The following is a 25,251-nucleotide window of genomic DNA, read 5'->3' as shown; positions in this document are numbered from 1 at the left end:
GTATTGTGCACCACTCATACACAATACCATGCTTCAGTACATTCTGAACGAGGCAACGTCATGCGAAGAAATTCAGATCGAAAGCCACTCGGAGTGCTGGCCATCGTTCTCTCCATAGCGATGACTGTCGGTTGTGGCGGGAAAGAAACTGGTCAGGAGCGCGCCACGATCAGTGGAAGTGTTACCTTTAACGGAGAGCCCATTGAAAAGGGAATCATTGAATTCATTCCCACTGGCAGTACCAAAGGCCCCACTTCTGGAGGCCCGATCAAAAATGGCAAGTATGACATTACCGAAAAAGGGCCAACGATGGGACCACATAAAGTTCTGATTCGAGCAACTCGCAATACTGGTAAGATGGTCGATGCAGGACCGCAAACCGGAGGTGCTAAGGTAGAAGAAACGGAGCAATATATTCCTGCTCAATATAATATCAAAACTACGCTAGAGGTAACTATTTTATCTGGTATAAACAAACAGGATTTCAATCTTAACAAATGATCTTTTTCTATTGAATTATTTTCATGAAATTGTAATTGAAGTTAGCAAAAAAAATGATCACAACTATTATCTTCTATTGAATCAAAAGGAAAACCATAATGTGCCAGCGTTTGGTACTAATGACTGTCATGGCTCTACTGTCAGTCATCGAAACATCCATCAGTCTTGCGGATTCAGAGTCTGACATTAAATCTGGAAATAATACGAGGTTGCAATCAACCACCAGTAAATTCTTCCAACTCGAATACATCAAGCCTGATCTTAGTTTTTGTAATGCACAGATTTGTGTCGACTTTGACAATGATGGTCAACGAGAAATACTGTTTGCCTCACGAAAAACCAAAAAATTACAGATGCTCAACGCCAGCAATGGCTCTGTGATCTGGAGCAAGAAATTGGCGGGAAGTCAGCAGAGTATTTCGGCCTACGATTTGGACGGTGATGGCAAAATCGAAATTCTTTATACCGTTTCCAGTCCCGGGCGTCTGTACGTGCTCGACCATACCGGGAACGTGCTCCGAAAATGGGATTCCAGTGACTTCAAACTCGGAAATTCGGCAGTGATTGTTGACGCCGACGGGGATGGACAGCTTGATGGATTATTTGGTTCTCGGTCAAAGTATCTACTGCGTCTCAACATGGCGGATTTGAAACTCAGTGAGCGGCGTGCAGGTTGGGTTCAATGTGGCTGTCACACGACAGCGATGGATGTGGACCGAGATGGTCGATGGGACTTCTTCGCAGGTTCTGGCGACGATTCGCGCGGCAAGAAGGGAGTGTTGCATCGTATTGACCCGATCACGCTAAAGAGCCTCTGGTCGTACAAGACAAACGATAACGCTTCGAGTGCCGATCCGGTATTGGTTGATATCGACGATGATGGATCGGTCGAAATCATCAAATCGGTTGACAATTATGCAAGAGATGATGCACACGATGCCATTTACGCTTTTGAAACGGATGGCACACTGCTTTGGAAAGTACCAGACTTGAGTGGTGAAGATTCACCGAACGTGGCCGATCTGGATGGCGATGGAGAAGTGGAAATCGTTGGTATGACATTTCAAAACGAGGTCTATTGTCTGGACGCAAAAGGACGTATCAAGTGGCGCAGGAATCTGCGTCCTGAGCTCAAGCATCAGAACTCGCATGCTTATTTGACACCAATCCTCTGTGATATCAATGGTGATCAAAAAATGGAAATTCTGGCGCTGACCAATGGTAAGTATTTTGATAACACGCATATATTTTCCAATAAAGAGACACGAGCAAATGGAATCGTCTATGCCCTCTCGGCGGAAGGAGAGATCCTTGATCGTTTCGACGTTGGTGGACCACGCTATTGGGGTGATGCCTATGTTTGTAATCTTGACGATGATCCTTTTTTGGAGTTGGTGATCACAGGGAGCGGCGGATTAGATGTGATCGAAACGCAAGGCTTTGGTGCCAATACCGAACATTTTCAACGCCGTCGCAACTATCAGCGACTGAATGTGGTTCCCTGGGCTTATGAAGACTCGTACTTCATCTATCGTGGTACCAAAGAGGCTGTTGTTAACCTGACAGATAATCTGGTGCTAAACAAACAAGATGGCAAATACCGCTCGACAGGTAAATTTACCACTGAACTGCTCACGCTTCATCCCAATGGTCGATTTAACAAACTGAATTATGCTATACGCACACCAAACCAAACATCGATCGAAGTGAATATCTTGAATGAAACCGGGAAAACAATCCGTTCCCATGTTTTGAGCGGTTCACAACTAAAGATTGATGAGCCTGTACGACTTGAATTCATTTTCTCAACAACCAATCAATCACACACACCCATCCTTGATTCTTATTCGCTGTCGTTTAACCTTAAGGAAGATGAAATCAAATAATTTAGCATCTTTTTCTAATGAACGACAGGAATCGGGTTTGTGAATCGTTTCAGTCTCACCTTGTTTTTCGTTTATAGCACAACAATATTGCCTGCAGCAGAGCCTGTGAATCTAAATAACCTGCCGAATGACTTACAGGTTCCTGCTATGATCAAAGGCAAACCACAGGCGGGAAAGCGGGTCTGGCAGCAAAATCCCGGATACGAGACAACAGAAATCGCACACGCCCTTTATCTCCCCACGAATTGGATGCCCGGCCGAAAATACCCCGTGATCGTGGAGTATCCGGGAAACGGAGGTTACACGAATGTACTTCAAGACCGTAGTGATGGACGCGTTCAAGATTGTAAGCTGGGTTATGGCTTGTCTGGTGGAAAGGGGATGATCTGGGTTAGCTTGCCTTTTGTTGAACCGAAGACTGGCAAACACGCGATCAAATGGTGGGGCGATCCCGATGCCACCGCGGATTACTGCAAACAAACGGTCGCCCGGATTTGTAAAGAATTTGGTGGTGATCCCCAAAACGTGATTCTCACCGGCTTTTCACGAGGCGCCATTGCCTGCAACTATATTGGTCTCCGCGACGATGAAATCGCCTCGCTCTGGAAAGCCATGCTGCCACACAGTCATTATGATGGCGTTCGAAAATGGAATTATTCCGATAGCAATGTTGCTTCTGCCTATAAACGGCTCGCCCGACTTGGGAAGCGGCCTCAGTTCATTACTCACGAAAAGAGTACTCGCGCGACAGAAGAGTATCTCAAAAAGTCGAACTCAAAAGGCGAATTCACCTTCCTCGCGATCCCCTACCCCAATCATTCCGATGAATGGGTATTGAAAGATTTGCCCGAACGAACCCAGGCCCGCCAATGGCTCTCTGACGTTCTGAAGCAGTAACCATCGTTGATCTATACTCCCCTGCACGATAGATTGAAGTGTGTACTTCACTGATAAGGAGAGAATTCAATGGCAAAACAAACGATGCGAACTATTTTATCACTGATTGTCATCACAACAACGACTCAGCTATCCTTACAATCTGTGAATGCTCAGATTGAAAAGCGCCCCCATATCAAAATCCGTGGTGTTTATGGTGGCGTTCCCACACAATTACTGAAACAGAACATGACATTGCCGGAGTTGGGAATCAATGCGATCTTTATGGGATCGGGTGGCCTGACACAGGAACGCGTTGCGCTTCTCAAAAAACAAGGGGCAAAAGTCTTCGCTGAGTTCAATACACTTCATGTCGCCAACTATCTTAAAGAACATCCCGACGCCGCCCCCATTGGCGTCGATGGAAAGGTTTGTCCCGCTCCCCAGGGTTGGCAGGGGATCTGCCCCACCCATCCCGGCTATCGCAAATATCGTATGGATGAATTTCGTAGAGTGCTCAAGAAATTCGAGATTGACGGCATCTGGCTCGACTACCATCACAGCCACGCCAGTTGGGAACGAGCGGTCCCGGACATGCCCGAAACCTGTTTCTGTAAACGCTGCCTGAAACAGTTCCAGCGCGAAACCAAAACGAAATTACCCGATGTCCCCGCGTCTGAACTCTCAAAACAACTGCTGGGAAAGCATAAAGAGACCTGGGTCCAGTGGCGCTGTGATGTCTTTACAGATTGGGTCCGCGAATTCCGTTCGGTCATTGATGAGACGCGTCCTCAAGCTCTCTTAGGCACATTCCACTGTCCCTGGTCCGACACCGATTTCAACGGCGCGCTCAAAAATAAATTGGCCATTGATCTGAAAGCGCAAGCAAAATATATGGATGTCTTCAGCATTATGCCCTACCATGCCCGGTTCAATCATCCGCATGATCCTGCCTGGATCTCGCGTCAGACAGCCTGGCTGGGGAAGTTCCTCGGCATCAAAGGCAAGCCCGGGGAACGGCACAAAATCTGGCCGATTGTACAACTCTCGGACTGGGGCGAGTCTGTGGCTGTCGAACAAGTACAATTAGTATTAGATCACGGGACGCGCTTACCTGCCACCGGAGTCATGGTCTTTCGCTGGGGCTCATTGCATCCCCAAACTGACAAAGTAGACGCCATGATTAAGTCTTATCAGGCTCTGAAACCGTAAACGTCTGTTTTTTCTTTTCGTTGACAATCTGAGATGTGCGATCTATAAACAAAGTGGTAATCTTACACACCGCTTAAGGACTGATCGCGACTATGTTAACTGTCATCTCTCCCGCCAAATCTTTGAATCTGGAAGCGCAAAAACAGACATCGAAATTCTCGATGCCCGAATTTCTCGACGAATCAGAGGCTCTCGTCAAGAAACTACGCCGTATGTCCCGAAAGTCACTGAGCGAACTTATGGGCATTAGCGCGGATCTGGCGGAGTTGAATCATGGCCGTTTTGCCCAATGGTCACGCCCCTTCTCTGCCAAAAATGCAAAACAAGCGGTTCTCACGTTTAATGGCGACGTCTATCAGGGACTCGAAGCCAGTCGTTTCAAAGCACGCGACTTAGCATTCGCACAAGACCACTTGCGGATTCTCTCTGGCCTGTATGGTCTGCTACGTCCGCTGGATCTGATGCAGGCATATCGGCTTGAAATGGGTACAAGTCTGTCGACCGCGCGCGGTAAGACACTGTATGACTTCTGGGGAGAAAAGATCACTGACAGACTCAATGAAATCCTGTCTACACATAAACACGACGTCTTGGTTAATCTGGCCTCCAATGAATACTTCAAATCGGTCAAGCCCGGTTTGTTGACGGGGCGTGTCATTACCCCTGTCTTTAAGGAAATCAAAGAAGGAAAATCACGCACAATTGCCCTGTTCGCCAAACAGGCGCGCGGAAAAATGGCGGGCTGGATGATTCTGAATCGGATTGATAAACCAGAGGAACTCACAGAGTTTAACGTCGACAAATATAAATACGTCGCTAAAGAATCGACTGCCGACAAATTGGTCTTTGCGCGCCCACAACCTCCGCCGGTCGGAAAATAAATCGAGCATTCCCAGACTCATTCGCACTTTTTCAGTTTTTGATCCAATAGTAATTGCTCGGTATGAGATGTGGTTTTTTCTCGAGCCTGCAAAAAGTAACGGCGTGCTTTGGAAAATTCTTTACATCTCAGATGCAGTTCGCCGAGTGTTGCTTCGAGTAGATGGTAGTTTTTCAGCAGCTGAATCCCGCGAATATTCTGGATCGCTTTGATCCCTTGCTGCGGTCCTTCCAGTTGCGCGATGACCACAGCACGATTTAAAGCCACCACCGGTGAAGGATAGAACTTTATCAATAAATCATATGACTTCAAGATCGCGTCCCAATTGGTTTCAGAGAAGCTGGGCGCCAGACAATGGGTGGCGGAAATGCCTGCTTCCAGATGATAGCGCGTCAATTCGTTCCCGGTTGCGGCAAATTGTAACTGTGCGGCGGCCGAAGCGATTAAATTCTTGTCCCAGAGACTGCGGTCCTGCTGATCCATCAAGAGAATACAACCTTCGTTATCAAGGCGTGCTTCGAATCGCGCGGCATGAAACAGCATTAGTGCTAATAATGCGTGCGTCGCAGGTGTCGAAAACTCTTCCCGATCAATCAGTCGCTGACAAAGCCGAATCGCTTCCGCACAGATTTCTCGACGAATGAGCGTGTCGGGCCGCGAAGAGTTATACCCTTCGGTAAACAGTAAATAGAGGACAAGGTGCATCGATTCGATCCGCTTGTGAAACGCTTCATCTACGGGGATTTCGAAAGGAATGCGTTCTGAAATAAAGAATTTTTTTGCACGTGTAATTCGTTTTTTCGTGGTTTCTTTATTGGTGAGTAATCCTTGAGAGATTTCTCCAATACTGAATCCACAAAGCGTTCTCAAGGATAAAGAGATGCGTGATTCCGCCGGTAAATCCTCATGACAGCAGACGCACATCATCCGTAAGATGCTTTCTTCCTCATTACTGTCTGAGCAAGCTCCTGATTCGCTTTGAGAATCCTCATTCAAGCGCGACTGATACTGCTGTAATTCGGCTGACGATTTTTTTACCGTCTGCTGTCGTCGTAGTGCATCCAGAACACAGTTCGTTGCCACACGGTAGAGCCAGGCTGGAGGGTTGTCGGGTAGACCTCCCAGCTTCCAACTATCCAACGAGCGCAACAGAGCCTCTTGAACCGCATCTTCGATGAGTTCTATATTTTGTAAACCAAAGCGGTTTGTCAAAAGTGAAGTCAGACGCCCCGACTCATGCCGGTAAAAGTGTTCGTCGAGACTCTGAATGGCATCGGATGTCACAGCAATTAAGTATCTTCTTTGACAGCGTCTCCACAATTATCAATAACGGGACGCACTTCGACCTTTCCATTATATTCATAAATAGGACACCCTTTCGCAACTTCCGTCGCCTCCTCCAGACTTGCTGCGGTCAGGATCGAAAATCCGCCGATCATTTCCTTCGATTCTACAAAGGGACCGTCGGCAATCACTTTATCCCCGGAAACAACGCTCCCTCTCAGCTCCAGTGCATTTCCTGGTTCCAATACCCCCTGTTCAATGAAACCATTCATCCAACCCCACCAGCGATCAAGGTGAGCCTGCATCTCTTCTGGAGAAATGCCCGGTGTTTGAGGGGCTCCCCCACGATAGATAAACATAAATTGTGGCATCGTTTCATTTCCTTCTCAAATGCTGGTGACTATTGGGACTTACGATCTACCTAGTGACGGATCAGGCACCGATTCGGGGACAGAACTCGGCTGACAATTTCAGCAAAAATCAAAATTTTCGAAAAAACGCTGACAATCGTGTCCCTACCACAGGGCTCCATTCGTCATGGATGAAATTGCCTGAAAGCAGTCATAACAGGTAGAAATCATCTATTACGAAACAGGAGAAACAACAATGTCGAACCCATTTTGCCACATCGAGCTGCATGCCAACAACGTAGAAAGTGCGAAATCTTTTTATTCCTCACTTTTTAACTGGAAACTGAATGACATGCAAATCTGCGACGACCACACCTACACCATGATTGACGTGGGTGAAGGTACCGGCGGAGGCATGCTGACAAACCCGATTCCTGATGCCCCCTCACACTGGCTCTCTTACGTGCAAGTGGAGAATTTGGCTGCCTCGACGGAAAAAGCAAAATCACTGGGGGCGACCATCATTCAGGAGCCAACCGAAGTTCCTAATTTTGGCTCTCTTAGTGTGATCTCAGATCCGACCGGCGCCACACTTGGACTCTGGCAGCCAGCAAGCTGATGATCCAATTTGCGCTCAAATCAGTTCTCTCGTCAATTTAATACCAGCACCAGGAGACATTCTCATGCCCATCAACACCAAAACCGTTCAAGATCGCCGTGACGTCCATTACAATTCCATGGATCAACTGCTTGAAGATGCAGAACAAATGGTGGCGGGCCCTTCCCGCACGTTGGGCAACTGGTCGCTGGGTCAGATCCTGGAACATCTGGCAATTACCATGCATAAATCCATTGATGGCTTTCCCGCATTGGCTCCCTGGCCGATTCGGGCCATGATTCGCTTGATGATGAAACAAAAATTCCTCACACAACCGATGCCGGCTGGATTTCAGATTTCTAAAAAGATTGAAGCGGTGCTTCCTAAAGAAAATGACGCAGCGAAAGCGCTCAATGAATTACGAGCGGCCATCGAACGGTTGAAGCAGGAACTTCCTCAGGCACTCAACCCTGGATTAGGCCGGCTCACTGTTGATGAATGGAACGCCTTTCATCTTAGACATGCAGAATTGCATATGAGCTTTGTAACCTTAGAATAAGGCGCCGTCATGCTAAATTCACTTTGATTGGGTCCCATCCTCTGGGCCTCTTGAAAGCCTTGCGTGCAACGTCAATTTTGTTAGCATGAGACTAATGTCAGAATCAGGATCACGTCTCAATGACTAGGATTACGAAGCTGCTTATTCACGAAGGAAACCCATGTCAGAAGCATCGCCTCACCGACAACTCGATCAAATGATTACCGGGTATTGGACTTCGCAATCCATTTTTGCAGCCGCAAAATTAGGAATTGCTGATTTGCTCGAAGAGGGACCTCAACACGTAAATCAACTGGCTGCTGCCTCCAATACAAACAGCGATGCTCTCTATCGGTTACTACGTGCCCTGGCAAGTATCGGTATTTTTGCTGAAGAGGAACAGAGACGGTTCTCATTAACGCCACTGGCTGAACTATTACGCAGTGATATTCCCGGATCAAAACGTGCCTTAGCCATGATGACTGGCGATGAACAATTTCATGCCTGGGCCGAAATTCTTTACACCCTTGAGACAGGTAAAAAATCATTCGATAAAGTATTTAATAAGCCGATCTTTGAATACCTGTCCGAACATCCCGATAAGGGACATATTTTCGACCAGGCGATGACTGGAATTCATGGCAGGGAAACCAGCACGATACTCGAAGCCTATGATTTTTCTGAATTTAAAGTGCTGGCTGACATCGGAGGTGGAAACGGATCGAACCTCATCGGTCTATTGCAACATTACCCTGAAATGAAGGGCATCCTCTTTGATTTGCCGCATGTGGTCGAGCGATCGCAAACGAATCTAGAAAATGCAGGTCTTAACAATCGCTGTGAGTCGATCGGTGGTAGTTTCTTTGATTCTGTCCCGCTAACGGCGGATGCGTACCTGATGCGACACATCATCCATGACTGGGACGATGAAAAGTCGCTGACCATTCTTCGTAACTGCCATGCGGTAATGCCGGAAAACAGTAAATTGCTCGTCATCGAAAGCGTCATTCCCCCGGGTAACGAACCGTTTGCAGGCAAATTCCTCGATCTGGTGATGATGCTTATTCCCGGAGGCAAAGAACGAACAGAAGAAGAATATAAAACACTTTACAATCAGGCAGGATTCGAACTGACGAGAATCGTTCCCACAAAAACTGAACTCAGTATCATCGAAGGTGTGAAACGTTAAACTTATCTCTGAATTCTTGATTACAGAAACCGGATGGATACCCCTGCCCCCACAAAGTAGTTAATGGCGGCCTCGTTCAAGCCCACACCAGCACTGATGTCCAATTGCAGATTATTGTTTATCAGATATGTGAAGCCGGCGTCAAAATAGTGTTCTGTCTCAGCCGTATTCGCACCACTGGGTATGAGCGCAAACCACTCGGTGAAGGCTCCCCACTGTTCTGTTAGTGTGTAACTGACGTTAAATGACTGAGCGATTTCCAGAAAGGATCGGCCGTTGTCATCGATACTTTGATTTCCCTGAGTCGAAGCCGCAATCGAAATGAACTCATTCAGTTCCCAGGCATAGACCCAATCGAGCCCCGGTTGCAGTTTATGTGACGTAAACGCAGGACTCCCCGTCGGAATGCTCATTTGAACGATGATCGCCATCTCCGGCATGGCTCCCGTCTGAGGAGTCAACGCGAACTGGAGTGCGGTATAAAGATCTTCGCTGCCTACTGTGGTATTCTGAAATGTGCCAATGGCAATGCTTTGCTGAAGAGGAGAAAAACCGATACGAAACTCAAGCCAGTCTGCCACAATACCCCTGCGAAAAAGAAACTCTCCAAACGACTGAGTACTGACCTGTCGACCGCTATTCTTATCATCTAAATAAGTATATCCAGATTCAAGCTGAGAGACGCCTTTTCCTACGGTGACAGAGGTCGAGGTAAAATTAGGACGATCGGTTTGCAACGGTTTATCCAATTGAGGTCCACCAGAGCAATCACTGCCTGCACTCCACTGAAATAGAGTGCCACAGCAAGGAGAAAAAAAGAGTCCCTTTACCGTCTTACACTGGTATTGAATATTCTCATATTCTGTCAGCGATTTTCCCAACTCACTCTGGACATACTGGAATGCCTCATCTTCGGCAGAAGTTTGACTCGTCCAGCAGGCTAGAACAACGGTAAGCAGGCAATTCCAGATTCGAATACAATTTGTATTCATCGTTCCTACTCTTTATTTTTGCTCAAGATATAAAACGAGAGCCGCTGTTTTCTTCAACTGCGGGATTGAGGTGGTGATGTACTATTATTGCTCTTCCATGAAGGGAACCTGATCCTCAGCGAGTGCCGCCCGATAATCAGCCTGTTCCAGGAAATAAAGTAGTTTTGCATCTACGGCTTTCTCGGCGGATTCCACCGCATATTGTTCGCGTAGCGTTACTTTCAACAAGTCTGATAATCCTTCTTCGAAGTTGACTCGCTCTCGTCGCGCCAGGTCCTCTGCATACTCAACTGCCTGCTGTGCCTGCTTCGCCTGTTCAAAGGCTCCGCTTAAACCAGCATAAGCTGACTCGACATCAGCGATTATCTTTTCTTCCGTCAGTTGTCGCTTGGCATTGAGTTGCGAAAGCTTGCCTTCAATGGCCATCAACTTACCACGAGCCTTACGACGTTCAACGGGAACTTCTATCAACAATAAGGCATCTAATTCAAACGGACCTTTATCATTAATTGAACTGGTTCTCAATCCCACGTCCTGCGAAGCCTGCATGACTAGATCGACATTAGGAAGATAATCGTTACGCGCCTGAGAGTAATCGACATCCAGTTGGCGTTGTATGAGATCGAGCGTATAAATTTCCGGGCGTTGCTCCACTGCGATCTTCGCATCTAATGACACCATTTCTCGATCAATGGGCTCCAGTTCGGGAAATTGGGGAAGACTCTCTGGTCGTGGAATCATCGGTCTGCCGTTCGCATCACGATAGTATAATGACAGCTTAACAGCTTTCTGCTGTAGCTTACGTTCCGCATCCGCTCGTTTACCCAGACGCTCCGCCACGAGTCGTAAGTTGTCGGTTAATTCTGGTGGATCGAGGAACCCATTTTCGACTTGACTCCGAATGCGCTCTGTTCGATCTTGAGCGAGGCTCAGCACGCGTTCCGCAATTCTCAATTTGGCTCCTGCGGCAACCCAATCCCAATAGGCGTAGCTTGACTCTTGCACAAAACCAATGAGTTGCGCCTGAATATCTGGCTCAACCGCTTCACGACCAAACGTTGCACGCCATAAGTCGGCTCGACGGGAGTCGATATCTCGATTGCGAGACAGAGGCACTGAGAAACCGGCTTTGAACTCACCACCATCGTTTGTCTGCCGTTCGAGATACCAGGGCTGAAAGCTACCACGGCCGATACGATACCCGGCAAATGCCTCTCCCCCCTGATACAGTGGTTGAATAAAGCCGATGTTCTGGCGATAAGTCTTATAAAAACCCATCGGACCGTTTTCGCTGCCCGCTTTTACTTTTCGATCAAAGGCTCCCAGGGTTGCTAATCGCTCACCTGAAGCAACGTCACGTGAATAGAAGGCCGCTTCGAGAAGAGGGTAACTTTGATAGACTGAGTCGATGACTTCATTAAGATCGAGTCCATCATCAACGGAATCATAACTGTCCACAGCGGGAGGGAGTTGAGGAATCGTCATCTCATCGGCAGGCTCTTGACTTTCTTGTGCCTGATTGTTGACCGAGATAAGTTCGATGTCTTGGGACTTAGACTCACTCTCTTGAGTTCCAAACTCAGTTTCAAATTCTTTATCGATCTGACTCTGATGTTCTTTGTCCAACCCCATCGAATCAGACGCCAACTCTACCGGAGGTTCATCAGCTATTTTCGCTGGTTTTGATTCAATGGCAACATATGCAATGTGATCATCTGAGACAGGTTTTGACTGAGTCACTTTCTGACGTGACCCAGAACATCCCACTGCTATGGCTGCTATCAACGGTATCAAAACTCTGATCATTGCTCAATCACTCTACTCGACAGCGCACTGGCAGCTTTAATTGTTGTTACAATTAGAATAATCTGCACAAACCGGTCTATTGTAGAATTCGGCAGAAGTACACCTGGTATTTAACTTTGAGTGGGAGCACACTCATCGTATTAACACAAAGTCTTTATATTATCCCGAAAAACAGCAAAGGCGAAAAACTCTTCTTATTTTACCTAAAATCACTTCGGAAGCTTAGGTGGCTTGCTTTTGTCACTCTTCTCTCCTGGCTCATCCATTGAGACGACCGGTGGGAAGCCGTTAAGGTTACGCCAGACTTCATACCAGAGAGGGACACGATTCAAAAGGACCCAGGCATTGGCACGCACTCCCTGACGAAGAAAACGGTCTGTTGGCCACGCAGGTTCGGTAGGATCAGGCTTGATCAAAATTCGAAACATGCCTTTACCGTTGTCAATCGAATCCACGGAAACCACATCTCCTCCAAACGTCCCCACGGCAACAGAGGGCCATCCCGCAAATTGAACGGCAGGCCACCCCTCGAACTGCAACCGCACATGACGCCCTGGTTCAACCAATGGTGCATCGTTTCCATCGAGCCAGATTTGCACCGAGCGGTCTTTTGTGTAAGGCACAATCGTGCAAATCGGATCTCCCTGTTTCAAGATGGCGGTTTTCAGATTTGGTGTGATCTGAACGATATAACCATCAAAGGGAGCATCAAGGATCTGATTTGACTGGCGAGATACTTTAACTTGCATATCAACCAGTTCTTTATTTGCTTTGTTTAACTTCTGCTTGGTTTCTTCGATCTTACTTTTGTCCTTCGAAACATCGACCTGTGCTTTTTCCAGAGATGCTTGTGCTTTCTCAATCTCGACTTGGGCCTTCTGGATGTAAGCACTACGATCACTGATTTTCCCATTCAGTTCCTCCATTGCAGAAGCATAGTAAGACTCGCCGGCCTTCGCTTTCCCTTTTGCTTCGTTAAGCTTCCGAAAGACCTCTTGCAGCTTCTGCAACGAGATATTATCGGCAGCTTCCAATTTCCGCATACGGTCATATTCGGCCTGCAGTTGTGGTAACGCTGCTCGATACACATTCAGTTCCTGTAACTTAGCATCCACTTTCTTTCTCGCCATTTCGACATACGCATCTTGTGCTCTAGTGACATCGTCTTTCACGTTACCATAAGTCGTAACCTGATCGTTAATTGTGTTAACAACTAACAGTGATTTTTCTAGCGCCGCTTCATCGGCCTCGAGCTGTTGTTTTGCAGATGCGACAGCCTGCTGGCTATTCAGCAATTGTATATTCAAATTTGAGGTGTACTGATCGTCCAGGTCTCGAATCTCTGCGATGAACTGACCTTTTTTGACCCGCGCGTTCTCATAAATGTTGTCACCCCAAAGGGCAATTCTCCCCTTAATCGGTGCTTGAATGACCTGCTGACGTTGATCGGGAGAATAGGCGAGAACATTACCTGTGCCAGTCACTGATTGCTGCCAGGGAGCGAACGCCATCAATAAAATTGTAAACACGAGCACAATGAACAGATATTTGGCAATCTTGCGGGCAATCCGCGATGATCTGGCAAGTCTGAGTGAAGGCATACTCGATTCGCTATATGCAACCGGTGCCAACATCGACCAGCGCTGTTGCTCCGTTTGAGATACAGGTGTATCAAGCTGTTGCTTAGTTGACATGAGCTCCCCCCTCTGTAGAAACGATTCCATCTTCACCGAAAGTTTGGATCTCCGTCCCTGCACTCGCCAGATTTTGTCGTCCCGTGACCATGATTAATGTCCAGAGACGATTTGAATCAACCAGCATCTGAGTTAGTTGTTCGGCTTCCTCATCAGAAAAGGCATCGATCATTCCGTCAATGAGCAACAGTCGAGGACGTGCCACAATTGCCCGGGCAATCATCAATTTACGTGTCTGATTTTCGGTGAGTGGAAATCCATGTTCCACTATATGTGTTTTGATACCTTCGGGCAATCGCAGTACATCGTCAATTAGTCCTACTTGTTCTAATGCGTCTCGAACATCGCTCGTCGAAACGTCGGGACGCTCCAAATGGACATTCTCTTCTAACGTACCGGAAAAGATTTCAATATCTCGAACCAATGCGACATGCTTTCTGAGAGCGTCTGGTCTCAGATCGCGCGGATCAATCCCGTTTATGGAAACATGCCCTTCTGCGGGCGATCGTAAACCGAATAACAGATCCAGTAACTGGCTCTTACCGCTTCCACAAGGTCCCATGAGAATCATTCTCGCGCCGCTCTCAACAGTAAGATTGATATTTTCAGTATGAAAAAGCTGATTAGGTGTTTCATAGCTGACATTGCTAACTGTGACTTCAGCCGGTCGCTCATGAGAAATCTCGAGTAACCCATCCTGGCGTTCCATAGGCAGATCAAACAGAATTCCCAGTTTGTCGATCGAGGTCAAAAGGTCATAGAAACTCTGTAGTTGTTTACCTGACTTGGCAAAAGAGCCAACGATCACCGTAACAATCAATTCGGCTGCCACTAACTGCCCCAGTGTCAACTGATTGGTGATGACGAGCCATCCACCTAATCCCAGTAAAGCAGTACTTGCAACTGCCTGCATCCCCAACGCAAAGATAACTTGTCGCATGAAGATACGGAAATGTTTTTTACGTGCACTCAGATATTCATATGTTAAATGATCAGCCTGATCGAGAGCAAATTCGGCAGCCCCGCGATAACGAAAGGCAGTCGGACAACCAACGAGGTCTTCAAGCCAGGCTGCAACTTTGTATTTGGCTTTCGACTCTTTAATACTGGTTTTGACTGCACCACGTCCGAGTACAAAAATGACAAAAGCGATCAATCCGAGTAGAACCATGTCGAAACCGAGTAACCACGGATGATAAAATGCCAAAACGGTCATACCAATCAACGTAGTCAACACGAGAGAAATGCCGTCTAACAATAAAATCGCCAGTGCTTTTTGAGCTGTAACGACGTCAAAAAACCGGTTGACCAATTCTCGTCCCGAATGACCTTCAATTGCAGAGGGATCCACCCGTGGTAGTCGATAGGAAAGGTCTGCCGTCACGCGCGCAAAAAGTCGGCGTTGAATGATTTCCACAACATAGGTTTGCAGAGCTAATAAGATGGCTGAAAACGAAAGAAATGCCAGCAACATGATTGCCAGAAGAATAACTGGTTGTAACAATCGGCCAAATGCGACGATGTTGACTAACGTCTCAACGGCCAGAGGAGTCGCTAATGCTAATAAACCAGTTACGAGTGAATAGACTACGATAATCCAGATATCCGAAGATTCTGGCTTCATTAGAGCCAGCGTTCGATTGAACGGCTCTCGCTCATGTCTTTCTACTGTCGAAAAATCGGAAGCCGTCAGTTCAGGATTAATGATGAGGCAGCGTACTACTTCATCATTACTTGTAATTTGCAGTGCCTTCCGCATCCTGCGTGCACTAAGCCACGTTTGGTTTTTTTCTTGTTGGGGTTGTAAAACCTGAAATCGTCGTCTTTTAAATGAAAGAATCGCAGTCCAGCAGTGTGGATCACCCACACGAGTGATAATCTTTCCCCCCTGTTTGGTGATATCCATCAGCTCACGGAACGTACAATCCATCACCTTATCTTTGAGCCCTAAACTACGGCTCGCTTCCGTTAGCCAATTCCACCAATCGTCGTCTGTCTCAGGTGTTCTTGCAGAAGTCGCTTCCATCAATGCGCGGCGAATTCTTGAACGATCTGCCGAATGACCTGTATTCACAGCCAGTTGCTCAAATAACAAAGCAGCGACTTTGATATCATTTTGCAGTGCCTTCACATCAGCGTCGGCAGTGGAATCCACGTTATTAGGGGGAGTAGTTGACATGAGCAATTCGTAAGGAGAAGACTTAATGAGGAAAAAACAACGACCTTGATCTCTTGCAATAGTTACAACAAATCCAGTCGTTTTCTAATGGTGTAGAGAAAACAACTTCAAATCCTTCGCATGTGAAGCATATCCCAGACGCAGAACATGCGAACACATAAGAAAATTAAACGAGATGAAGCTCTTTTGGTCTATCGACAAACTTGCACATGACATCCTACAAAACTTGTTGGTCCTTCCCCTTGTTTTAATCACCCCATTATTTTAGGCAGTTCCAGAGGAGGGACAACCCACGAAATGAAATTCGTGATAAATACTTACTATATCTGAAGATTGAACAACCGAGATTTGCATTGTACGCTGATCCAATGTGTTTAAATGATCAACGTAGTGAAGACAAGACAGGATCAAACAAAATCAGTCATCCACATCATGAAAGAAAAACCATGAAATTGCATACCCGATTTTTGCCACTCCTGCCAGGGATCCTCTTGATTACATTGAACCCCTATTTTGCGGAAGCCGAACAGCCTTTGATCGTCGCCCATCGAGGGTTATTACAAGTGGCGCCAGAAAATACACTTGCCAATTTCCGAGCCTGCCTGGAATTGCGGCTCGGTTTTGAATTTGATGTACAGCGAACGAAAGACGGGCATTTCGTTTGCATTCACGATAGCACCATCGACCGTACAACAAACCAGACAGGCAAGGTCTCGGATCTGACCTTGGCAGAGATAAAAAAACTCGACGCAGGCAGTTGGTTCGATCCTCGATTTGCCGGGGAGCGGGTGCCGACTGTGGAGGAAGTTCTGCAGCTGGTCGCCGCGTATCGACAGCATAAAATTTTGATTGCCGTCGATTTTAAAGAAACAGATGTAGAACAGGACGTCGTACGCATTGCTGAAAGATTGAACGTGTTGAACCGGCTGCTATTCATTGGCAGAACGATCCAGGAACCAAAAGTTCGTGCCAATATTAAAGTCATCTCCAGCAAAGCACAAACTGCGGCTGTTGCCAATAATGCCTCTGAATTTTCTGCTGCGCTGGCGGCTCGGAATGCGGATTGGGTTTACGTGAGATATCTACCATCAAAAGAAGAAATCGAACGCGTGCATCGTGCAAACAAACGCGCGTTTATCGCAGGAGCCACAGTCAGCGGTAAGGTGCCAAAGAACTGGCAGGATGCAGCCAGTGCAGGTATCGATGCCATCCTGACTGATTACCCACTGGCACTCCGAGCCACCCTCAAGCAGAAGAAACAGGTAGCGAACAGTAAGTAAAATCATAATCTCCAACGAACCCTACTCAAACAACTCATGTCAATGTATCGTCCGTTGCATATCGTCCATCCAGCGGCGTTCAGGTCACCTGTAAAGGTTTGGTGCTGGACGTTCCGTGTAGGGAATCTGAAGGGTCGATAGCAATGCAGGTTAGCTCAACAGGTTAGAGCCCCAGATTGTTAATCTGGTTGTTGCGGGTTCGAGTCCCGTACCGACTCCCAAGGCCGTTGGTGAAGAACCAACACCCATGAAACCGGACGGAGGCAGATGTCCGTTGGATCGGCTTTGGGTAATGGACTTCACGTGGATCGCCTGCGATCTGCGTGGGGAACGTTGCCTGAGGCAGCACAGGATGACGCTTTGTAGTGCGTGGATACCGCGTTCGTGCTTGAGTAGTTGAAAAATCAGGAAACAACGAGGTTCACCAGAACGGAATCCTACGGGAAGCCGTGAAGGAAACTTCGGCGTGAAACGATTCGGACGCTGCTGAAGACGTTTGCTGAAACGCACTCCGCGATTCATCTGTGTGATCGGCGAACATTCTGTCTTCGAAAGGTGTCTTTATCAAACTTGTCACGGTATTGGAGCCGTGTTTTTTCATCGTCTTCCCTTCTTGAAACAGAGTGGAAGCTAAAAGTCCGGGGATGATCCCCGGGGAGGTATGTGATGTTCGGCATCAAGCGTTACAAAATTCGCAGCTATGAAATGGGTCTGTTATTCCGCGATGGTGAATTCAAGGGATTGCTCGAAAGCGGTACGCACTGGTTTATCAACCCGCTGTTCAAGGTTCACGTCGACGTGATCTCGCAGCGCGATCCCTGGTTGGTTCACGAGAAGCTGGACCTGATCGTCAAATCAGGAGTGCTGCAGGAACGCGCCGTCGTATTGGACCTGAAGGACAACGAACGGGCACTGGTGTGGATCGAGAACCGATTCAGCCACATCCTGCCAGCGGGCTTATACGCCTACTGGACGGGTCAGAAAGAGGTCCGTGTTGAAGTCGTTGATGCTCATACGGTATGGTTCGAACACGCAGACCTCAAGGTCATCGCTCGCTCACCAATGGTGCAGAGTGTGCTTGATGTCTGCAAAGTTGAACGTGACCGAGTCGGTGTGCTGTTCATTGACGGTCGCTATGTCGACACGCTGGCTCCCGGTCTGTATGCCTTCTGGAAAGGACAGTCGGAATCCAAAGTGGTCGAGATTGACCTGCGGGAGACGATGGTTGACGTCAGCGGCCAGGACATCATGACGGCTGATAAAGTGACGTTGCGTATTAACGCAATTGTTACATACAAGATCATCGACGCGCGCAAAGCGGTCAGCCAGACGGATGACGTACGGCAGGCATTGTATCGGGAGACACAGCTCGTACTGCGTGCGATGCTGGGTGCCCGTAACCTCGACGTCTTCCTGATGGAGAAAGACGCTGTGGCGCGGGACATCGAGGAAAATGTTCGTCAGCGCGCCAGTGAATTGGGTCTGAAGATCGCTTCAGTTGGAATCCGGGATGTGATTCTGCCAGGTGATATGAAAGATCTGATGAACAAAGTTACGGAGGCGAAAAAAGCAGCCGAGGCCAACCTGATCTCACGGCGTGAAGAGACGGCGGCAATCCGTAGCCAGGCTAATACGGCCAAACTACTACAGGATAATCCAGTACTGATGCGGATGCGTGAACTGGAAGTCCTGGAAAAGATCGCGTCGAACAACAAGCTCAATATCGTCCTAGGCGAGAAGGGCTTGGCGGACAAAGTAGTCAACCTGCTATGATCACGGTCGCGATGTCATCCAGCACCCCAGGTCTGGGCAATCAGACCTGGGGTGTTATTGTTTCAGAACCTATAAAAGACATGAAACTTTGACATATCAAGCTTACGCAATTGAGGAGACTCAGAATTCTCCCTCACTCGATTTTTACTTACGGCTCCTCAACGAGTTGAAAGATATCCTCCACTCGCACATCGAACGCTCTGGCAATTCGCAACGCAAGCAGAAGCGAAGGAGCGTACTTTCCCGATTCGAGAGCAATGATTGTCTGCCGAGTGACACCAACCTGACTTGCGAGCATTTGTTGGGTCATCTCGTCGTGTTCAAAACGAAAGCGGCGAATTTGATTCGTAAGAGTTCCCTGTTCTTTGCTGGGCATGCCCTTCATCCTCTACCGTGCTGGACGAGAGTGGCAAGCGACTTCAAACCGAGAAACAGCACCAGTGCGTAAAATACGCTCCACTGAACGACCATGACAGGAATACTGCCCTGCTTCCCATAGACCATTGGTAACAGGAGACTGGCCACAAGCACATAGACGACCCAAAAAACTGAGTAACCAAGTAGTGTAGAACGCTTTTCAATCAATAAATCCCGTTCATCCATGACAACTTCATTTTCTCGCTTTCGGTAGAAGAATGGTCCAAAGCCAAGCAGACCGCACAATCCAAGTGCACCGTTCGCTTTCCACCCCAGAAATGGATACAAACATATAACTGCGATGAGACTTACTAAGATCACCATCAAATTGAACCAGGCGTGTTTCTGTGATGCAGACATAGGAGAACTCCTTTGACAATCTAAAAATACTTCAGAATCACTGAAATCAATTGTAATGCAAACATTACTTAATGTAAAGCAAATATTACATAAAATTAGCTAAAAACATGCAAAAAATCACTGAGAATAAGAATCTCAACATCGTTTTGGATGAGAAAGGCCTGGAGGGTAGAGCCGTTAACCTGCCCTAGCCACCAAAGCGATGCCAGCAAATACTTGAGTTCTGACTCAATCAGAATCAGACGAATTGCTTTTCTGAAAAAGAACAACGTCATCACCAGACACAGTCAAAGTTGCACTCCAACGATTGGCCAGCCACTGAAAGGTTTCGAGTGAAAAGAAGCAGACATGTGTTGGATCATTTTTATAGTGCCAACTTGAAAATGCCTGCCGGTTAATAACGCGTTTTGTCATAACTCCCAAAAAACCATTTTGTTTTAAACAAGACCAAAGCCGATCCAATTCCTGTCGTGGCTGATGTAAATGCTCTACGACCTCAGAGGCTGTTATAAAATCATACTGCTGTTGTAACGGTGAGAGGTCGGGGGCATAGAAGGGATCATAAATCGCCATTTTATGTCCAGCCTCTTCAAACATCACAGAGAGCGTTGGCCCCGGACCCGAACCAAAATCGAGGCCGTTACTGCCGGGTACTATGCGTTCTGACAAGGGAGTAAAAAGTCGTCCCAGAAAACTACGGTAGCGAGGATCATCGACAGAGTTTTCGTGATGATTGTATTGTGCCTGTTCTTCTTTGGGAGACAAAAAATATTTGGGCGGCACAAAAACCAAGTGGCAAGTCGGGCAGTAAAAATACTCGCGACGGTCCTGATGGAAAGGGCTCCTTTTTTCAGTAAAACATAAGGGACAGCTTTGGTTAACAGACTCTTGGCTCACTGAGACTATTCCATTGTGTGATTAATGATATATAACATGGTCGAAAAGAACTGCATGATTTACCAAGGCTTTTCGATTTTCTTTCTTAACAAACGGCTGTTTCTTGCTCACCATTTTTCAGAGATCATCACTTTTTTGTTACTTTTCTTTCTCAAGTTCCAGCAAACCCGGTCCAAGCAGGGTAAACGAGAGTCGTTTGCTGTCGGGTGACCAGGCAACAAAGAAGACCTCGGTATCCTCAGGTGCCACATAAAGTTGTTTAACAGCGGAGCCCTTAGTCGTATTGATCAATTGTATTGATGAACCATTTAACGTAAGCGCAATCGTTGCTCCATCAGGTGACCAGTCAGGCCAGGTTTCGTCGAACCAGGTTTTACCATCGCCACCTCCCCATGGATTTCGCCAAAGCTCCGTGTAAGACTCGGGCGCTTCTACTGGATCGAAAATCCCCAGCACCCGATCATTTCCATCCTTAACAGATGCTGCAAATTGTTTTTTGTTCGGCGCCCAGGTAGGCAGACTAACACCAGAATAATTGGTTAGGATTTCCTTGCGCTTTCCCGTCTTCACATCGAACAGCAGAAATTTACGAGGACTCATATGGCTACTGACCGCCAGAATCGATTCACCATCTGGAGACCACTGCCCGTGAACGGCATAACCAAGACGTCGACGATTCTTTCCGTCTGCATCCATAACCCACAAACCTGCTTTTGCTCCGATTGGGTTATTGCCGTTGATGAGGAACGAAATCTGCTTGTCATCGGGTGACCAGGATGGCGAGAGACCACAGCCAAGGTCCACTTTCTTCCCTTCATCCGGACCATTGATGCAAAATTTGACAAGGTGAGACTTTGAATAGTCACGTCCGGGATAGGGAGTGGCACCACAGGCAATCCATTTTTCATCATGAGACCAGGCAGATCCTCCCAGAAACGTATACCCGTCAAGCAATGTTTCATCTGCGAGTAATTCCAGGTTGCTCCCATCACGGTCTATGGCATATATATGACCAATCAGGCCAGGATTTTTACGCGTATTTTTCTTATTTGGCTCTTTTGCCGCCACCGTATCAACCTTAGACTGCTTTCTCTGAAGCACTAAGTAACGCACTCCTTTTTCAATAGCAAGATTGACTGCTTCGGAAGGAGCAATCGGATTGACCTCTTCTGTGTCATCATTAACGGCGATCCACAAACGGTCTCCCGCAAGTTGATAGCGTCCGAGTGCTCGCTCTGGTTTTCCGTCTCGCTCATCAAAGAAGTCAATGCGCTGATCGGGAAGCAGTTGAAATCGCCGTTTAGCCGAACGTGAGGGATTTGATTCATTACTCACAGAGAACACTTCCTTGTGGAACGAAACGTTCATTTCTCCCTGTTCGAATGACTCTGCTTTTCTATCGAGCTGCGTCGAAAGCAACCACCATGTTCCATCCAGAGCATCGGCACGAACTGATTTCTCAGACACTACAATATCGTCACCTGGTTTGATAAATGTTTGCCTGACTTGTTTAGCCTGTTTTGTAGATTCTCCACTACTCCTGGCATTAACCTGCGATTTGATGAATTTCTGTTTCACATCTTCCAGAACAGTCGGCCATCGTTTCAGTGATTTCTCATCTGCAAACGCATAGAAGTACCATTGTCCTGTTTTGCCAAGATACTGACTCGAAGGAGGATACCGACTCTCCGGAACCTGAGCTCCCAGACTGGCCATTTCCTTAGTAAACCAGAGCCAGACCGTACTCATATCACCGATGTTCCCATGCCTTGGAACATTTTGGAAACGCATCGGAAAACCATCGACCTCTTCAAAATTGATTCCGGGGCGAACTTTACCTTTGAAGTTAGGATTTGCGATCATATACCATTCATCATGTAAGAGCGGAAGCAATTGACCTACGAGGTCTGCTTCATGAAGCGGACTCGGCGTGACAGCAAATTCAAAACTGTTCGAATCAAGCTGATTCCACGATTCGTACACCGCAGTATACTGTCCCGGTTGTCTCAGGTAATGGGCTTTCGCCAGATCAAATTCAAATGTTGCTGCCTGTCCCGGTTCGAGGGACATTTGATGTTCAAGGAACTGTGACGTTCCTGCCAGAAACGGGATACGCTGTCCGTAACTGTTAAAGATTTTAAATTCGATCTGTTTCACAGCACTTTTAACCTCACCTTGATCGCCGAGGATCGTTCCGACTTTTCGAGTCTGATCTCCGGTGTTCTCGACTTTCAGCTTCACTTTGATCGGCCTTCCCGCTTGAAATGATTTTTTTGACGCAGTGAGTTGAGTCTTGATATCGTTGACAACGCGACCTTCGGTCCATTGACGACGATAGCCTGACAGACGATTCAGAAGGGGATCAAGTGGTGTCTTTGCTTGTGCATCTCCCTCAGCAAGGACCTTTCGCAGGCTGTCCAATCGTAGCAACATTCCCAGGTCCCAGCCTAGATTCATTATCAATGTTTTATCACCAGACGTGACGCGCATCATATACCGCTGTGTTCCTGCTGCTTGTATTAGTGAACTATTTTTTTCGTGTAATAAGGATCCAGAATTCGTGAGCCACGCTACGATTTGTTCAAGCATTTCGTGATTTGTTTGGTCGACTTCATGGGTCAGCCACATTGGATTCCGTTCCTCGCTGAACGGATAGCTGCTCAGTGAAAAATCATAAAAAGGTTTATCGGATGGTCCTTCGTACGCGATGTCGACTCGGAAACGTTTCACATCAATGCCGGCTTCTGCAGGATTGAATTTGCCTGCCTTCCCTGCTGATGGTGCCGGATTTTGTTCCACTTGCTGGTTAGGCGTCGATGCTTGACGTTGGATTCTGACTTGAGCACTTCCCGTGTTATCAGTCGCCGCCGCCTGGCGCATCGAATCGGCAACGCCGAATCCCACAATCACCGCGAACAGAAGTGCGCAGATACCCACAATTCCTGTATGAGGAACATTGTGGGATCTACCCATGATGCGTCGCGCCCGCTGAAGCGACATGCTGGTTTCTCGTCCAAAGAGCGACAAAGCGTGCGCCGGAATCGGTCGACTCGATTCCACTTTTGCCAGGGCCTGCACTAACACTGATTTATCATTACATGCGGCTATTGCAGCATCGTCACAACAGAATTCACGTTCGATACGAATTTGTCTTGATAGTATCCAGGTGACAGGATGATAAAATAACAATGATTCAGTCAATAACTGAAATAAATTCACCAGGTAATCATGTCGACGGATATGTGCCAACTCATGTGCCAAAATCGCATCTAACTGGTCTGGTGATAGATTCACCAGCAAACTCGCAGGCATCAAGATCATCGGACGTAGCCAACCAATGACCATCGGCACTTCAACTAACATCGATTTAACCAAAACAACGGGACGGTTCACTCGCAGACGCCGGGATAGCCTCTCCATCCTTAAACGGAGAGACTCGTCAACGGGTGCCGTCCCGTGAGAACGCAATTTATGAACGACAATCCAGCCGCCTCCATTCCAGACGGCTAAGACTGCGACTCCCATGCACCAACTACCAACTAACCAAGATAGCCAGGAAAAAATTGTAGAAACATTGAATGCTTGCACTGTGATCTGACTTTCATTTTCCGGTTCGCTTCCACTGAGATTATTTGAGACATGATCGTATTGCCTCAAAGTCGAATTTCCGGGTATAGATTGTGAAGCATATTTGTGAACGAATTGCTGTGGCTGATCAGATGAAGTCTGTTTGGCTGTTAAGACAGCCTGGGATTCCTGTGAAACTGGTGGAGCGATCAAAGCAAACGTCACCACCAGCGGAATGTACATCAAAGCCAAACCACAACAGGCAACCCAATAACGAGCCGTTACAGATTTGCGCGCTATTAAGAATCCGATTGCAACAAGAATCCCGATCAACAGAATCTGCCACACAGAGTGCAATAAGGTCCACCCCAATCGCCATACCAAATCGGTTGAAATCAATTCGTTGATCATTTCTGGCCTCCTTCCGAATCCTGGGAAAGCCTCTGAATTTCTTCGAGTTCCTCAACAGACAACCGCCCCGATGAGACCATTCGCATCACAAGACGCATTGCTGACCCTTGAAAAACGCGTTGCGCGAACCCATCGAGCATCTGCAACTGCGTTTCCTCTCTGGCTTGTGCTGGTTGGTAAAGCTGCGGACGAACCGACTCATCACGAACCAGGAGACCTTTTTCCAGCATAACCTGCATCATCTTCAAGGTTGTGGAATAGCCGGTTTCCCGTTTCTCTAAAAGCGTCTCGTGAACATCTCGCACACTTAACGGGCCGTCTTCCCAAAGCACATTCAGTATCTGCAGTTCCACTTCCGTTGGCTGGGATGAACTGGGTCTTGCCATGTTTCCAACTCCTCCAAAAACACAAAAACGAATTCTTTCGTCAATTTAAACGAAAGAATTCGTCAATGCAAGATTAATTTATAAATAAAGGTGTTTTTCGATGTTTTGAAAACAGACTTATCAAAGACTTTTCTCAAATCATTGCTTTTAAAAAAGAGCAGACCGCTGCTGGAGG

Annotated in this window: 22 protein-coding genes; 10 read left to right on the top strand and 12 right to left on the bottom strand. The window is 47.3% G+C overall.

Annotation, left to right across the window (positions count from 1 at the left end; genetic code table 11):
• Positions 1-60 precede the first annotated feature (60 nt).
• From V144x_RS06745 to yaaA, 5 genes are all read left to right on the top strand, one after another.
• Positions 61-501 (top strand): hypothetical protein, encoded by a 441-nt coding sequence (locus V144x_RS06745; RefSeq protein ID WP_144983249.1) that lies wholly within the window; start codon positions 61-63, stop codon positions 499-501.
• 98 nt (positions 502-599) lie between these two features.
• Positions 600-2,387, top strand: coding sequence for an FG-GAP-like repeat-containing protein (locus tag V144x_RS06740; RefSeq protein ID WP_144983246.1), 1,788 nt, complete (start codon positions 600-602; stop codon positions 2,385-2,387).
• 39 nt (positions 2,388-2,426) lie between these two features.
• Positions 2,427-3,284, top strand: a complete 858-nt coding sequence (locus V144x_RS06735) for a hypothetical protein (protein ID WP_144983243.1) — start codon at positions 2,427-2,429, stop codon at positions 3,282-3,284.
• Positions 3,285-3,353: 69 nt separating this feature from the next.
• Positions 3,354-4,475: a glycoside hydrolase family 10 protein gene (locus V144x_RS06730; RefSeq protein ID WP_232102740.1), complete on the top strand. Its 1,122-nt coding sequence runs from the start codon at positions 3,354-3,356 to the stop codon at positions 4,473-4,475.
• A gap of 92 nt (positions 4,476-4,567) precedes the next feature.
• Positions 4,568-5,356, top strand: a complete 789-nt coding sequence (gene yaaA, locus V144x_RS06725; RefSeq protein WP_144983240.1) for a peroxide stress protein YaaA — start codon at positions 4,568-4,570, stop codon at positions 5,354-5,356.
• Positions 5,357-5,373: 17 nt separating this feature from the next.
• Here yaaA and V144x_RS06720 read toward each other — a convergent pair whose 3' ends face one another.
• Together V144x_RS06720 and V144x_RS06715 are read right to left on the bottom strand one after the other, a co-directional pair.
• Positions 5,374-6,639 carry an RNA polymerase sigma factor gene (locus V144x_RS06720; protein ID WP_197998795.1) on the bottom strand — a complete coding sequence of 422 codons (1,266 nt, stop codon included), beginning with the start codon at positions 6,637-6,639 and terminating at the stop codon, positions 5,374-5,376.
• A gap of 5 nt (positions 6,640-6,644) precedes the next feature.
• A complete protein-coding gene (locus V144x_RS06715) occupies positions 6,645-7,010 on the bottom strand; it encodes a YciI family protein (RefSeq protein ID WP_144983235.1) in 366 nt (121 codons plus the stop codon).
• Positions 7,011-7,245: 235 nt separating this feature from the next.
• Between V144x_RS06715 and V144x_RS06710 the strand changes: the two genes are divergently transcribed.
• The 3 genes from V144x_RS06710 to V144x_RS06700 all read left to right on the top strand — a co-directional run bounded on the left by V144x_RS06710 (position 7,246) and on the right by V144x_RS06700 (position 9,314).
• Positions 7,246-7,608, top strand: a complete 363-nt coding sequence (locus V144x_RS06710) for a VOC family protein (RefSeq protein ID WP_144983232.1) — start codon at positions 7,246-7,248, stop codon at positions 7,606-7,608.
• A gap of 64 nt (positions 7,609-7,672) precedes the next feature.
• Positions 7,673-8,146 (top strand): DUF1569 domain-containing protein, encoded by a 474-nt coding sequence (locus V144x_RS06705; protein WP_144983229.1) that lies wholly within the window; start codon positions 7,673-7,675, stop codon positions 8,144-8,146.
• Positions 8,147-8,306: 160 nt separating this feature from the next.
• On the top strand, positions 8,307-9,314 hold the full coding sequence (locus V144x_RS06700) for a methyltransferase (protein ID WP_144983226.1): 1,008 nt from the start codon (positions 8,307-8,309) through the stop codon (positions 9,312-9,314).
• A gap of 20 nt (positions 9,315-9,334) precedes the next feature.
• On the opposite strand, the gene V144x_RS06695 is transcribed toward V144x_RS06700, so the two are convergent.
• From V144x_RS06695 to V144x_RS06680, 4 genes are all read right to left on the bottom strand, one after another.
• On the bottom strand, positions 9,335-10,306 hold the full coding sequence (locus V144x_RS06695) for a transporter (protein ID WP_144983223.1): 972 nt from the start codon (positions 10,304-10,306) through the stop codon (positions 9,335-9,337).
• Positions 10,307-10,390: 84 nt separating this feature from the next.
• Complete coding sequence (locus tag V144x_RS06690; protein ID WP_144983220.1) at positions 10,391-12,112, bottom strand: TolC family protein; 1,722 nt, start codon at positions 12,110-12,112, stop codon at positions 10,391-10,393.
• A gap of 209 nt (positions 12,113-12,321) precedes the next feature.
• Positions 12,322-13,806, bottom strand: coding sequence for an HlyD family secretion protein (locus tag V144x_RS06685; protein WP_232102739.1), 1,485 nt, complete (start codon positions 13,804-13,806; stop codon positions 12,322-12,324).
• Positions 13,796-15,985 carry a peptidase domain-containing ABC transporter gene (locus V144x_RS06680; protein ID WP_144983217.1) on the bottom strand — a complete coding sequence of 730 codons (2,190 nt, stop codon included), beginning with the start codon at positions 15,983-15,985 and terminating at the stop codon, positions 13,796-13,798. The genes V144x_RS06685 and V144x_RS06680 overlap by 11 nt, the downstream gene beginning before the upstream one ends.
• Before the next feature lie 446 nt (positions 15,986-16,431).
• Here V144x_RS06680 and V144x_RS06675 point away from each other — a divergent pair, with 446 nt between their 5' ends.
• Positions 16,432-17,265, top strand: a complete 834-nt coding sequence (locus V144x_RS06675; RefSeq protein ID WP_144983214.1) for a glycerophosphodiester phosphodiesterase — start codon at positions 16,432-16,434, stop codon at positions 17,263-17,265.
• 150 nt (positions 17,266-17,415) lie between these two features.
• Here V144x_RS06675 and V144x_RS28315 read toward each other — a convergent pair whose 3' ends face one another.
• A complete protein-coding gene (locus V144x_RS28315; protein ID WP_197998794.1) occupies positions 17,416-17,775 on the bottom strand; it encodes a hypothetical protein in 360 nt (119 codons plus the stop codon).
• Between the two features lie 156 nt (positions 17,776-17,931).
• Between V144x_RS28315 and V144x_RS06665 the strand changes: the two genes are divergently transcribed.
• Entirely contained in the window at positions 17,932-19,038 is a 1,107-nt protein-coding gene (locus tag V144x_RS06665; RefSeq protein WP_144983211.1) for a slipin family protein, read from the top strand.
• Between the two features lie 148 nt (positions 19,039-19,186).
• Here the strand turns inward: V144x_RS06665 and V144x_RS06660 are convergent, their stop codons facing one another.
• From V144x_RS06660 to V144x_RS06640, 5 genes are all read right to left on the bottom strand, one after another.
• Entirely contained in the window at positions 19,187-19,414 is a 228-nt protein-coding gene (locus V144x_RS06660; protein WP_144983208.1) for a helix-turn-helix transcriptional regulator, read from the bottom strand.
• A gap of 5 nt (positions 19,415-19,419) precedes the next feature.
• Positions 19,420-19,815, bottom strand: coding sequence for a hypothetical protein (locus tag V144x_RS06655; protein WP_144983205.1), 396 nt, complete (start codon positions 19,813-19,815; stop codon positions 19,420-19,422).
• A 228-nt stretch (positions 19,816-20,043) separates the two neighbouring features.
• Positions 20,044-20,712, bottom strand: a complete 669-nt coding sequence (locus tag V144x_RS06650) for a class I SAM-dependent methyltransferase (protein ID WP_144983202.1) — start codon at positions 20,710-20,712, stop codon at positions 20,044-20,046.
• 138 nt (positions 20,713-20,850) lie between these two features.
• Complete coding sequence (locus V144x_RS06645) at positions 20,851-24,690, bottom strand: M56 family metallopeptidase (protein ID WP_144983199.1); 3,840 nt, start codon at positions 24,688-24,690, stop codon at positions 20,851-20,853.
• Positions 24,687-25,076, bottom strand: coding sequence for a BlaI/MecI/CopY family transcriptional regulator (locus V144x_RS06640; protein ID WP_144983196.1), 390 nt, complete (start codon positions 25,074-25,076; stop codon positions 24,687-24,689). The genes V144x_RS06645 and V144x_RS06640 overlap by 4 nt, the downstream gene beginning before the upstream one ends.
• Positions 25,077-25,251 lie beyond the last annotated feature (175 nt).

It is taken from the genome of Gimesia aquarii, from assembly GCF_007748195.1.
Classification (GTDB): Bacteria; Planctomycetota; Planctomycetia; order Planctomycetales; family Planctomycetaceae; genus Gimesia; species Gimesia aquarii.
This window is presented reverse-complemented; position numbering and strand designations above follow the sequence as displayed.

What these genes read in the sequence shown, in the direction of transcription:
- V144x_RS06675 (WP_144983214.1), top strand. Translation starts at nt 16,432, where the DNA reads ATGAAATTGCATACCCGATTTTTGCCACTCCTGCCAGGGATCCTCTTG.
- V144x_RS06745 (WP_144983249.1), top strand. Translation starts at nt 61, where the DNA reads ATGCGAAGAAATTCAGATCGAAAGCCACTCGGAGTGCTGGCCATCGTT.
- V144x_RS06715 (WP_144983235.1), bottom strand. Translation starts at nt 7,010, where the DNA reads ATGCCACAATTTATGTTTATCTATCGTGGGGGAGCCCCTCAAACACCG.
- V144x_RS06685 (WP_232102739.1), bottom strand. Translation starts at nt 13,806, where the DNA reads ATGTCAACTAAGCAACAGCTTGATACACCTGTATCTCAAACGGAGCAA.
- V144x_RS06645 (WP_144983199.1), bottom strand. Translation starts at nt 24,690, where the DNA reads ATGATCAACGAATTGATTTCAACCGATTTGGTATGGCGATTGGGGTGG.
- V144x_RS06690 (WP_144983220.1), bottom strand. Translation starts at nt 12,112, where the DNA reads ATGATCAGAGTTTTGATACCGTTGATAGCAGCCATAGCAGTGGGATGT.
- yaaA (WP_144983240.1), top strand. Translation starts at nt 4,568, where the DNA reads ATGTTAACTGTCATCTCTCCCGCCAAATCTTTGAATCTGGAAGCGCAA.
- V144x_RS06665 (WP_144983211.1), top strand. Translation starts at nt 17,932, where the DNA reads ATGTTCGGCATCAAGCGTTACAAAATTCGCAGCTATGAAATGGGTCTG.
- V144x_RS06730 (WP_232102740.1), top strand. Translation starts at nt 3,354, where the DNA reads ATGGCAAAACAAACGATGCGAACTATTTTATCACTGATTGTCATCACA.
- V144x_RS06655 (WP_144983205.1), bottom strand. Translation starts at nt 19,815, where the DNA reads ATGTCTGCATCACAGAAACACGCCTGGTTCAATTTGATGGTGATCTTA.
- V144x_RS06680 (WP_144983217.1), bottom strand. Translation starts at nt 15,985, where the DNA reads ATGTCAACTACTCCCCCTAATAACGTGGATTCCACTGCCGACGCTGAT.
- V144x_RS06640 (WP_144983196.1), bottom strand. Translation starts at nt 25,076, where the DNA reads ATGGCAAGACCCAGTTCATCCCAGCCAACGGAAGTGGAACTGCAGATA.
- V144x_RS06705 (WP_144983229.1), top strand. Translation starts at nt 7,673, where the DNA reads ATGCCCATCAACACCAAAACCGTTCAAGATCGCCGTGACGTCCATTAC.
- V144x_RS06700 (WP_144983226.1), top strand. Translation starts at nt 8,307, where the DNA reads ATGTCAGAAGCATCGCCTCACCGACAACTCGATCAAATGATTACCGGG.
- V144x_RS06695 (WP_144983223.1), bottom strand. Translation starts at nt 10,306, where the DNA reads ATGAATACAAATTGTATTCGAATCTGGAATTGCCTGCTTACCGTTGTT.
- V144x_RS06710 (WP_144983232.1), top strand. Translation starts at nt 7,246, where the DNA reads ATGTCGAACCCATTTTGCCACATCGAGCTGCATGCCAACAACGTAGAA.
- V144x_RS06660 (WP_144983208.1), bottom strand. Translation starts at nt 19,414, where the DNA reads ATGCCCAGCAAAGAACAGGGAACTCTTACGAATCAAATTCGCCGCTTT.
- V144x_RS06740 (WP_144983246.1), top strand. Translation starts at nt 600, where the DNA reads ATGTGCCAGCGTTTGGTACTAATGACTGTCATGGCTCTACTGTCAGTC.